This window comes from Sulfuricurvum kujiense DSM 16994 (assembly GCF_000183725.1).
GTDB classification, from domain to species: domain Bacteria; phylum Campylobacterota; class Campylobacteria; order Campylobacterales; family Sulfurimonadaceae; genus Sulfuricurvum; species Sulfuricurvum kujiense.
In genome coordinates this window covers 2,037,809-2,049,425 of the sequence record NC_014762.1, presented here as the reverse complement: position 1 = coordinate 2,049,425, position 11,617 = coordinate 2,037,809, and the positions used below count along the sequence as shown (strand labels likewise).

At 46.9% G+C, this 11,617-nt stretch carries 10 protein-coding genes and 1 pseudogene; 10 read left to right on the top strand and 1 reads right to left on the bottom strand.

Features of this window, described 5'->3' with window-relative positions; genetic code table 11:
• The first annotated feature begins 80 nt into the window (after positions 1-80).
• The 9 genes and pseudogenes from hypB to SULKU_RS15465 all read left to right on the top strand — a co-directional run.
• Positions 81-953, top strand: a complete 873-nt coding sequence (hypB, locus tag SULKU_RS10235) for a hydrogenase nickel incorporation protein HypB (RefSeq protein WP_013460893.1) — start codon at positions 81-83, stop codon at positions 951-953.
• Between the two features lie 2 nt (positions 954-955).
• Positions 956-1,249, top strand: a complete 294-nt coding sequence (locus SULKU_RS10230) for a HypC/HybG/HupF family hydrogenase formation chaperone (RefSeq protein ID WP_013460892.1) — start codon at positions 956-958, stop codon at positions 1,247-1,249.
• A complete protein-coding gene (hypD, locus tag SULKU_RS10225) occupies positions 1,246-2,367 on the top strand; it encodes a hydrogenase formation protein HypD (RefSeq protein ID WP_013460891.1) in 1,122 nt (373 codons plus the stop codon). Before SULKU_RS10230 ends, hypD begins: the two co-directional genes overlap by 4 nt.
• On the top strand, positions 2,364-3,356 hold the full coding sequence (hypE, locus tag SULKU_RS10220; RefSeq protein ID WP_013460890.1) for a hydrogenase expression/formation protein HypE: 993 nt from the start codon (positions 2,364-2,366) through the stop codon (positions 3,354-3,356). The genes hypD and hypE overlap by 4 nt, the downstream gene beginning before the upstream one ends.
• Complete coding sequence (gene hypA, locus SULKU_RS10215; protein ID WP_013460889.1) at positions 3,356-3,697, top strand: hydrogenase maturation nickel metallochaperone HypA; 342 nt, start codon at positions 3,356-3,358, stop codon at positions 3,695-3,697. Before hypE ends, hypA begins: the two co-directional genes overlap by 1 nt.
• Before the next feature lie 27 nt (positions 3,698-3,724).
• Positions 3,725-4,450, top strand: a complete 726-nt coding sequence (locus SULKU_RS10210; protein WP_245535146.1) for a DUF695 domain-containing protein — start codon at positions 3,725-3,727, stop codon at positions 4,448-4,450.
• A gap of 102 nt (positions 4,451-4,552) precedes the next feature.
• Positions 4,553-5,986, top strand: coding sequence for an NAD(P)/FAD-dependent oxidoreductase (locus SULKU_RS10205; RefSeq protein WP_013460887.1), 1,434 nt, complete (start codon positions 4,553-4,555; stop codon positions 5,984-5,986).
• A gap of 140 nt (positions 5,987-6,126) precedes the next feature.
• Complete coding sequence (locus tag SULKU_RS10200; RefSeq protein ID WP_013460886.1) at positions 6,127-6,513, top strand: PAS domain-containing protein; 387 nt, start codon at positions 6,127-6,129, stop codon at positions 6,511-6,513.
• 817 nt (positions 6,514-7,330) lie between these two features.
• Positions 7,331-7,633 (top strand): annotated as a pseudogene (locus SULKU_RS15465) (methyl-accepting chemotaxis protein); the annotation flags it as partial.
• Here SULKU_RS15465 and SULKU_RS10190 read toward each other — a convergent pair.
• The gene (locus SULKU_RS10190; RefSeq protein WP_013460884.1) at positions 7,614-8,816 is read right to left on the bottom strand and encodes an EAL and HDOD domain-containing protein; all 1,203 of its coding nucleotides are present in this window, start codon (positions 8,814-8,816) and stop codon (positions 7,614-7,616) included. The pseudogene SULKU_RS15465 and the gene SULKU_RS10190 sit on opposite strands and share 20 nt — an antisense overlap.
• 76 nt (positions 8,817-8,892) lie before the next feature.
• Between SULKU_RS10190 and pepN the strand changes: the two genes are divergently transcribed.
• Positions 8,893-11,496: an aminopeptidase N gene (gene pepN, locus SULKU_RS10185; protein ID WP_013460883.1), complete on the top strand. Its 2,604-nt coding sequence runs from the start codon at positions 8,893-8,895 to the stop codon at positions 11,494-11,496.
• Positions 11,497-11,617: the final 121 nt, after the last annotated feature.

The following is an 11,617-nucleotide window of genomic DNA, read 5'->3' as shown; positions in this document are numbered from 1 at the left end:
GCAAGGGACAAAATTGTCCCTGCTATTCAAACCGGCTTTGCCGGTTTGGAGATATTAAATAAAATTAAAAGGATATAACTATGTGTAAAGATTGCGGATGTTCCATAACGACAAATAAACACCAGCACGGGCATACCCATGTGGACGAATTCGGCAGAGAGTATACCCATGTACACGATCACGAGCATGATTCAGGCGAACACGACCACGACGGCGGGCATCACCACCACGACCACGGAGAGCATTCACATGCCCATCAGGCGGCACATGAGACACTGCATCATAATCCGCAGCTGAACGATAAAAAAACGATTGAGGTCATTAAAAAGATTTTGGACAAGAACGATCACGAAGCGCATCATAACCGCGAACATTTCAATGAACACGGCGTTTTGGCAATTAACCTAATGAGCTCGCCGGGGAGCGGAAAAACGACCCTGTTGGAAAAAATGGCCGATTTGGCTCCGTTTAAATACGGGGTAGTCGAGGGGGATCTGGAGACGTCGCGCGATGCTGATCGTTTAAAAGCCAAAGGGATTCCTGCCGTTCAGATTCAGACGGGGAGCGCATGCCATCTGGATGCCTTTATGGTTCACGAAGGGCTGCATGATTTACCGTTAGAGCCTTTGGATGTCTGTTTTATCGAGAACGTCGGAAATCTGGTTTGTCCAGCGAGCTACGATGTGGGATCGCATCTTAATATCGTCCTCGTCTCCATCCCGGAGGGGGAAGACAAAATCGCCAAATATCCGGTGATGTTCCGAGCGGCCGATCTCATACTTATCACTAAAACCGATCTGTTGCCGTATTTCAAATACGATATTGAGCGTGAGAAAGCGGAAGCTAGAAAGATCAAACCGAACGTCGATATTTTAGAGGTCAATATCAACGATGACGCATCCGTAAAAAGGGTGATCGAATGGATCGAATTTAAACGAAAGATGAGAAACTGAATATGTGTTTATCTATCCCCTCAAAAGTGGTCAGTATTGACACGGAACAAAATGTTGCAACCGTCGATACGATGGGGGTTCAGCGCACCGCAGGATTGGATCTGATGGAAGAGGGCTCCGTTGCTATCGGCGATTACGTACTGCTTCATATCGGATTTATCATGAACAAGATTGACGAAGAGGATGCCCTCGAATCGCTGCGGGTGTATCAGGAGATACTCGAAAAACTGGATGAAGAAGAGCGGCGGCAGATGGTGCTGGATGATGACAACTGCCCTAGCCGAGAAGCCCCATGAGTTCTCTCCAACTCAAAGACCTTTACGACGGATTTCGCGATCCCGATGTGATTAAAGGGTATCAAAAAGTGATCGCGACCGATGCGCAAAAGCTCTCCCGTACGATCAATATCATGGAGGTGTGCGGTGGGCATACCCATACCATTATGAAATACGGTATTTTGCAATTGTTGCCTGAGAATATCAAATTCGTACACGGTCCGGGATGCCCCGTGTGCATCATGCCCAAAGAGCGGATTGACCATGCCTATGTGCTCTCTCAGCAGCCTAACGTCATTTTGGTGACGCTGGGCGATATGATCAAAGTCCCCGGCAGCAACGGAAGTCTGCAGGACGCACGGAGCAAGGGCTCGGATGTCCGTTTCGTCTACTCGCCTCTGGATTGCTTGAAGATCGCCAAAGAGAACCCCGATAAAACGGTTATCTTCTTTGCCATAGGATTTGAGACGACGACCCCGATGACGGCAGCCCTTTTGGACACGGTGATAAAGGAGGATATACCAAATATTCTCTTGCATCTCAACCACGTCACCGTACCCGAACCGATGCGTGCGCTCATCAGCGACGAGGCGTGCATCATCGATGCGTTTTTGGGGCCCTCTCACGTCAGTGTCATCAGCGGAAGCAAAATCTACGAAGAGTTCCCGCGCGATTGGGGAAAACCGGTCGTTGTCAGCGGATTCGAGCCGGTGGACGTGATGCAGTCGATCAGTATGATCGTCAAACAGTTCATCGAAAACCGGTGTGAACTCGAAGTGGAATACCATCGCGCCGTATCGCGCGAGGGGAATCTCAAAGCGCAGGCAATGGTGGATAAATATTTTCAAAAAGTGGACTTCCGCTGGCGCGGTCTGGGCGATATTCCCCAAAGCGGACTGGGTCTGAGAGCGGAGTATGATAAATATAACGCCGAGAAGATTTACGATGCCGTTCTGCCGAAAGAGGAGATCGACGATCACAAACTCTGCATCTGCGGCGATATCCTGAAAGGGAAAGCCTCACCGCCGCAGTGCAGTATCTTCGGTACGGCATGTAAACCGACGAGCCCTGTGGGGAGTTGTATGGTCAGCTCCGAGGGTGCGTGTTCGGCATACTATAAATACGGAAATTTGATATGACTAAAACAATAACCCTTGCTCAAGGCAACGGCGGCGAAGAGAACAACGACCTAATCAAAAAGGTATTTTACAAAGCCTTTAAAAACGAGATTTTGGAACGGAGCGAAGATGCGGCGGTGATCGGGAATCTGGCGATGACGACCGATAGCTTTACGGTGAGTCCGCTGTTTTTTGCGGGGGCGGACATCGGCAAGCTCGCGGTATGCGGTACGTGTAACGATCTAGCCATGATGGGGGCTAAGCCGAAGTATTTGACGTGCAGTGTCATCATCGAAGAGGGGTTTGAGGTTGAATCGCTGGAGCGGATCGTCGAGAGCATGAGAGCGGAGCTTGCCATCAACGGTGCGGTGGTCGTCAGCGGCGATACGAAGGTGGTACCGAAAGGGAGTGTGGACAAGATTTTTATCAACACGACGGGTCTGGGCGAGATCGTCCAAGCGGGGATCAGCTCGAACAACGTGAGCGAAGAGGACGTTATCCTCATCAACCGCGACATCGGATGCCACGGGGCGACGATTTTCGCCGCGCGCGAGGGGATCGAGATGAGCAGTACGCTCCGTTCCGACTGCAATTCGCTCTACCCGCAGGTCAAAGCGCTTCTGGATGCGGGGGTGGAGATTACAGCGATGCGCGACGCGACCCGCGGAGGGGTTGCGGCGGTGCTCAACGAGTGGGCGAGACAGTCCGACGTCTGCATCGAAGTGGACGAGGAGAAACTCCCGATCAGCGATGAGGTCAAAGGGATCTGTGAGATGCTCGGTTTTGAAGCGACGGCATTGGCGAATGAGGGGACGTTTGTACTGGCAATCAAAAAAGGTTCTGCCGCAAAAGCATTGGAGATACTGAAAAGTTTTGAGGTGTGCGCCATGGCTTCGGTTGTGGGTGAAGTGACCCAAAAATACCCGAAAAAAGTGATATTGAAAAGTCCGTGGGGGACCTCTCGCTTTTTAGAGACCCCTAACGGCGAACTGCTACCGAGGATCTGTTAATGCATGAATATTCGATCGTACAGGCACTGTTAACCCAGTGTGAGGATATTGCAAAAGAGAATGAAGCCGAATCGGTGACGAAAATTATCGTCAAAATCGGAAAGATGAGCGGTGTTGAGCCGCATCTGCTCGAAATCGCGTTTAACACGTTTAAAGAGAAGACGGTGTGCGACGGTGCCGATTTCGTCATGAACGTTCAGCCTCTGGTGATCGAATGCAAAGCGTGCGGAGTGCAAACGGCGTTGGAAAAGATTTACTACAAATGCCCCGCGTGCGAGAGTTTGGATGTCAAAGTAATTGACGGTGAAGATATGTTTTTAATGTCGTTGGAGATGGAGTAGGGTATGCAAGAGTATTGGGAATTATATATGAAACAAATCGACGGCGCTATCGCCTCGGTTTTGGTGAATGCGGGGATATCGGCGGAGCTTCCGAGCGAAGACAAGTATTATGTCGGTTTTATCAAATTGACGATGAAAGCTCCGAATGACCGGGGGCTTATTGGTGAAGATGAAGAGGCGCAGCTCTCATTCATCGAAGATAAAATCGAGATGGAGGCACTCCGTTACCGTATCGGCAATTACGTCGGGAAAATCGTCTCTAACGGCGAAATGACCTTTATCTATTATCTTAAACACGATTTTGAATGGCCCGATGTCGTGCAAGCAGCGATGGGGGCATTTCCTGATTACGGGTATACGTATGGGTCTAAAATGGACGGAGATTGGGAAGTGTATCATAAGCTCCTTTTCCCAACCCCGATCGAGTGGCAGATTATCCAAAACCATAAAGTCTGCGACCATTTAAAATCGCAGGGGGATTCACTCCATTTACCACGGGCTATTGAACATAAAGCCTATTTTGAAACGGCGGAAAAACGCTCCGAATTCGTTAGTGTGATTGAGGCGGAAGGGTTTAAAATCAAAGAGCATATGGAACCGAATGAGAACACTTCGATGGCAGGAGTCAGTTTTTATCGGCAGGACAAACCGTTTTATTACGATATTGACGCTTTGACACTCCGTTTGATCGATCTCAGTGTCGAATTTAAAGGTGCATACGACGGTTGGGAAACCAGTGTCGTTAAAATATAGGGATAATTCACTGAAAACCTATTCACTTTTAAGAAAGTTTAATCTTTTCACGGCGATAATGTGTTTAATAACGTCTCACAAAAATATCAAGAGGAGCAGAATATGAATCCCGAAGAAATAATGAAAAAAATTAAAGAGCAAGAGGGGCTTTCGCGTCGTGATGCTCTTAAAATGATGGCGCTTTCTCCGATAGCCGCATCGGTGCTGGCATCATCAGCTGCTCCCGCAAGCGCAGAGGCGGCATCATCCGATGCAGTTGGAAAAGTGGTGATCGTCGGGGGAGGGTCCGGTGCGCTGATGGTACTTGCACGACTCCGCCGAGCCCTCTCAAAACCCGATATCACGATTATCGCACCGAATGAAAAACACGTCTATCAGCCGGGGCAGATTTTTGTAGCGGCGGGTGAATACGATCCAGAAGATATTATTTTTGACAATACCGGATATATCGGCGATGATGTGACATGGATTAAAGACGAAGTAGCAACGTTTGACCCCGACAATAATAAATTGACGACGAAAAAAGGGACGGAAGTAGCCTATGATTATCTCGTGGTAGCGACAGGTGTGCAGTATCATTATGAGCAAATTGAAGGGCTTACCGTCGATATGATCGGGAAAAACGGCATCTCAAGCGTCTATCTGAGCGATCTTGCGGCAGGAACGGCAGAAGGGGGAACGATTACCCGTGATTGGTTCAATGCACTGCACGAAGCAGCGAAAACGTCAAAGCCCCGTGTAATTTGTACCCAGCCATCCACTCCGCTTAAATGCGGCGGGGCACCGCAAAAAATCCTTTATCTCAGCGACGATTTTCTCAAACGCGACAAACTGACAGCCGATTTCATCTTTGCAACCGCAAGTGAAAAACTTTTCAGCCTTCCTGAGATTGATACAGCTATCCAAAAAGTGCAGGCAGGGTACGGCAATATTACGAATAAATTCGGCCACGACCTTATCCGTATCGATGCCGAGAAAAAAATAGCGACTTTCCACCACAAATATCAAGTTCAAGGGGAGTTCGATAAAGACCTGAATGAATACGATATGATCGACAAAGAAGAAGAGGTAGAGATGCAATACGATTTCATCCATATTTCTCCTCCGACCGCCGCCGTAGATGCAGTAGCCAATTCGCCGCTAGCGTGGCAGAAAGGGACAGCAAAAGGGTGGCTTGAAGTGGATCGTGAGACATTGCAGCACCGCCGCTACAAAAATGTCTTCGGGATCGGAGACGTTTGCGGTATTCCTGTCGGTAAAACGGGGGGAAGTGCGCGCCATCAGGGGCCGATTGTTGTCGGCAATCTAATCTCGGTTATGGAGAAAAAAGAAGAGCTTGCACTCAAATTTGACGGTTATACGGTATGTCCTCTCAAAGTTTCGTACGGAAAAATCATTATGGCTGAGTTCAACTATGACGGTCTGGCCCCGTCATTCCCTCTTGATCCTGCGCAGCCGCGATGGGTTTGGTGGGCATTCGATTTATACATGCTTCAGCCGATGTACCGTTATTTAATGCTAAACGGATTAATGTAAATTACATTTTGTTACATAAATACCCGTTTTGCAAATAATGACGATAAAAGTTTCTTTAATATCGTAAATTTGACATGTTTGGCACATAATTTGCATAAGTATCACAAAGATAACAAAATTTGTTGAGAAGGTGCAATCTAATGGGCAGTGAATATGTACTTGACGATACCGATTTTTTGGTATCGCAAACAGATGAGAAAGGGGTCATCCTTTTCGCCAATGAGGATTTTTGCAAAATAGCCGGCTATACGATTGATGATCTGATCGGAAAGCCGCACAGTATTGTTCGTCATCCCGATATGCCGAAAGCCGCATTCAAAGATTTATGGGATACCGTCAAAAGCGGCAAGATATGGACGGGATATGTAAAAAACGCGACCAAAAGCGGCGGTTTTTACTGGGTGTATGCGACCGTTTATCCGAATGTCGGATGTGAAAACGGAAAATGCGGATATCTGTCGTGCCGCCGTAAACCTTCGCGCGAAGAGATTGCCGAAGCTGAACGTCTTTATAAGACTATGAGTTAAGGACGCGGCGATGAATAATTCGGTAAAAATAGCAATACTTGCAGTTTTAGCAGTGATCGGTGCCGTTGTCGGGCTTTTAACACAGAGTGTCGGGGCTTTAATCGCCGTCGTAGTCATTATGATGGCTGTTTCGATGTGGCTGGTCAGTGCACCCGCATCTAATAATGAAAAAATCCAGGCCCAATTAGACAATTTTTTGCAGTTGATGCAGTTTAAACGAAATCGGCTCGCTCCGATGGAAGCGCAGAGCGGAAGTATTGAAGAACGGTTAAACGCACTTGCCAAAGCTCACGAAGAGATGCTTTTGAGCGATACCCTTGTAGCGGGTGAAATGGTACTTTTGGCAGATAAAGTAAGAGACGGTCATTATATGTGCCGGGTCATGAGCGATACAAAAACACCGCATGTCCATTTACTTCGTAAAACAATGAATGCCATGCTGGATGCTACGGAGAAAAATATTGACGGAGTCATTAAGGTCCTTGAAGCGTTAAGTGAAGGGAAATTCGCTACCCGTGCCGATGTCAATGTCGGCGGAAAAATGGGACAGATGTTGACAAAAATCAACGATCTCGGCAGCGCATTGCAATCGATGGAAGAGAAAAATAACGAAGCCAAAGAAGTTTTGGACAATAATACCAAACAGCTAAAAGCGACAATCGAAGAACTTCGTTCTACCAAATTTGTCGAGTTAAACGGAATGATCAACTCAACCGTAGAACGTATTCAAAGTGTAGCAGGAAAAGAGCATGAACTCTCCGGCAATCTGCAATCGCTCGTCGGAAATGCACAAGAGACGAAAGCGATTTTGGTGACCATCGGAGATATCGCCGATCAAACCAATTTGCTTGCTCTCAATGCCGCTATTGAAGCGGCGCGTGCCGGCGAACACGGACGAGGATTTGCGGTGGTTGCCGATGAAGTTCGCAAACTTGCCGAGCGAACGCAAAAGAGCCTCGCCGAAATCTCTTCAACCATTAACGTACTGATCCAATCGATTAATGACAACAGTGAATCGCTCAATCAAAATATGGATGAAATGATGGATTTGACCCGGTATGTCGGAACAGTGGATGAAAAAATGGATGAACTACTTACCTCTATGGACGCCATGAGCTGATATCATCAAGGGTTATCCCATATGACTTTAATAATATTGCCGCTCCGCTTACATCGCTGCTCTCCATTTTGAGAGATGCGGCATACACTCTTCCCAATACGCCGGTGTGCGTTATCAAAGCATCTTCAATTTCCTGTGTCGGATGGAGTATCTGTAAGAGTGACTCCATCGGTATATTCATAAGCCCCTCCAATAAAGAGAGCATCGCGATGAAATAGATATGATCCGTCTCTCTCTCCGTAACATCGGGGAGAATTTTTTTCAATAAAAAGACCATTCTATCGATTCGGCATTGGGCAAAAACGGCATGAGAATTTTTTTCATCGAGCGCTTTGGTCCCCGATTTTGAGTAGATGAGCAAGAGTAGCCACTGCATAAGAGAATTTTTCCCGAAGCGCTCTATCATCTCGCGTATGGATACGATTCCTTCAATATGCTCTGGATGTACGGAACGTAGAAACTGGAAAAGCTGGAGAGAGAGGATGCTTTGCTGCTTGAACGTATCGCATATCTCTTCTATGGACGCATCATTTTGCAAAAGGGAAAAAAGGTGCATCACATCGGCATACTGAGGATCGATACGACGCTGAGTAATGAGATGGGCACGTGCGAAATAGAATCCTTGGAAATACTCAAACCCTAAAGCGTCATAGGCCTCCGCCATTTCATAAAATTCCACTTTTTGGGCGATTAGTTTCATTTTCCCGTAGGGATTGGGAAGATAGTTAAACTGTTCGATATCGGTTTGATTCACATCGAATTTGGCAAACTCGATAAACGGGAATAAAGGGGAAAAAGTTTCGAAATAATCCGGATGAAAAGAGGCGTTGTCCAACGCGAACCGATAACCTATAGAGTGATAGTAACGAATCGCCTCATGGATACGAGAGTTCATTTTCATTGAAGAGGAGAGTTCGAAAACAAATTTGTCTTTGGGAAGCGTCCGAAGTATGTCGGTCAGCAGCAGCGGTCCGTCGGTGTTGATAAACGCCGGCGTATCACCGAAGGAAGAAGAGGCTCCGATTTGATTCAGCAGATTGACCAGTACTGACGCCGTGGCATGCCTCGGATCGTCAATAACGCACTCTCCATACGTATTTCGATATAAAAATTCATACCCAAAAAGGTTTTCTGCACGATCCAAAATAGGTTGCCGCGCAAGAAATAGATTATTGTGCATCATTGTTACTTTATATTTTAATGTCTTAAGTGTACCGTAATTTGAGTATTATTACAAAAACAATAATGACGGATAGAGAATGCAGGAACACAAAACAATATATTATAAAGATTATCTCCCGAGTGATTATACGGTTGTAAATTGTTCATTGGAATTTATCATCGAAGAATCTTCAACCCGTGTTGAGAATATTATGGAGATTCGTCGTCAAAATCCGTCCGCGAAAGAACTTCGGCTTGACGGAGAAAAACTTGATTTGGAACTGATCTGGGTCAATGATGTGTTGCTCGATGAGACGATGTATACGAAGGAGGAGAATGCACTTCTTATCCCTCTTGATACCGATGAAGCCCGTATACGTATCATTAACCGCATCTATCCCGATGAAAATACTGAGCTGGAAGGTTTGTACCGTTCAGGCGGCATCTGGTGTACCCAAAACGAACCCGAAGGGTTCCGCCGCATTACCTATTTTATCGACCGTCCCGATGTAATGACGAAATTCACTACGAAAATTATCGCTTCGAAAGAGAGATGCCCCGTGCTGCTCAGTAACGGGAACCTGCGCGGTACGGCGACATTGGATAACGGCAAACATTTGGCCCTTTGGGAAGATCCGATCCCTAAACCGAGCTATCTTTTTGCTCTTGTAGCCGGGGATTTGGGAAGTATCACCGACACTTTTACGACGATGAGCGGAAAAAAAGTCGATTTGGCGATCTACTGCGACCGCGGCAATGAGGATAAATGCCACCATGCGATGCGTTCCTTGAAAAAATCGATGGAGTGGGATGAGTACACATATGGGCGCGAATATGATCTGGAAATCTATAACATCGTTGCGGTGGACAGTTTCAATATGGGGGCGATGGAGAACAAAGGGCTGAACATCTTCAACTCCCATTATGTCCTCGCCGATGAAGATACGGCAACCGATGCCGATTTTATGGGGATCGAGAGTGTTATCGCCCACGAGTATTTTCACAACTGGACTGGGAACCGTATCACATGCCGCAATTGGTTTGAGCTGACCCTCAAAGAGGGGCTGACCGTATTTAGAGACCAATGCTTCAGCGCCGATATGAACTCAGAACTCACCCAGCGGCTTGATGATGTCAGAGCACTGCGCGAGCGGCAGTTTGTCGAAGATGCAGGCCCTACCGCCCATCCGATCAAGCCCGATCATTACATGGAGATCAACAACTTTTATACCGCGACCGTCTATGAGAAGGGTGCCGAGGTAATCCGGATGATGTACACGGTACTGGGACGCGAAAAATTCCGTGAAGCTACGGACAGCTATTTTGAATGGTATGACGGCAAAGCGGTGGGGACGGAAGAATTTTTAAAAGCGATGCAGTCTCAAAGCCCTGTCGATCTTAGCCAGTTCAAGCGATGGTATTCGCAGGAACGGACACCGGTATTGAACGTATCAAGCCAATACCGTCCCGAATCGGCCGAGCTTGTGTTAAAAATCAACCAAATCATCCCCAACAATACCAAAAACCACGAGCAGCTCCCGTATGCGATGCCGTTTAGAATCGCTCTGTTAGCCGAGGACGGAAGCGAATATCCGCTCAAAAGCGATGATGTGACGTTAGTGCACCGGGATGTGGTGTGGCTGGAAAAAAGTGTGCATGAGATCGTCTTTAAAGATATTTCTTCCGCTCCGCGTCTTTCGCTTAACCGGGGTTTCAGCGCGCCGGTGATTATTGAGTGCGACGAGCTGGATTATCCGTTTTTAATGGCGAATGATCGTGACGGATTTGTCCGTTATGAAGCGGCCCATCAGTTCGGTATCGAAACGCTCGAAGCCATGATGAACGGGGCAGAGGTAAATGAGCACTATATCGAGAGTTATGGAGCGATTTTGTGTGACGGCTCGATCGAAGCGATGTTTAAATCCCAGATTTTAGAGCTTCCGACGCTGACGACGCTCATGCAGCGTCAGGCGGTAATTGATGTCGATGTTATCTTCAATGCGCACGAAAAGCTAAAACAAGTACTGGCACGACGCTATTTTAGCGAGATGCTCTCTATGCTTGAAGGGCTTTATAACCCTTCCAATGCTCATATCGACGGTGTGAGTATGGGAAAACGCGCCCTCAAGAATCGGTTGTTGGGGCTATTGATGAGTGCGGGAGATGAATCGGTTAATGCGTTATGTCTATCTCATTATCATGAATCCCTCTCTATGAGTGAACGTTTGACGGCTCTTGATCTGCTGGAAAACTATGCTCCTGATTTAGCCTCAGGTGCATTGGATGATTTTTACCGACGGTATCAGGATCAGACACTGGTTATGAACAAATATTTTGCCGTTTGCGCGTCGTCACGGCGTGAGGGGACAATGGAACGTGTTGCGGCATTACAGGAAAATAGTGCCTACGATGTTAAAGTGCCGAATCTGGTGCGCTCACTGATCGGAAGCTTCGCACGCAATCCGGTTGCTTTTTATCACAGAAGCGGGACGGGATTTAGATTTGTCGCCGAAAAAGTGATCGAAATTGATGCCATTAACCCTCAAATTGCATCCGGACTTGCGGGGGCATTTAAAAATTATCCGAAACTCTCCCATGAACAAAAAGCCCAAATGGGAATCGAACTGGAACGGATTAAAAACCATCCCGATCTCTCCAATAATGTCTATGAGATAGTTTCGAAGATTTTAGAAGCGAGTTAATATTTTTTTTCATAAAAAAGTTTTTTATCGATCTAGGGTACAATAAATGTAGCGAGAAAAACAGACAGGTATCAGGGTTTATGAAAAGATTAAAAGATTGCGATATTCTGCCATTAGCCCC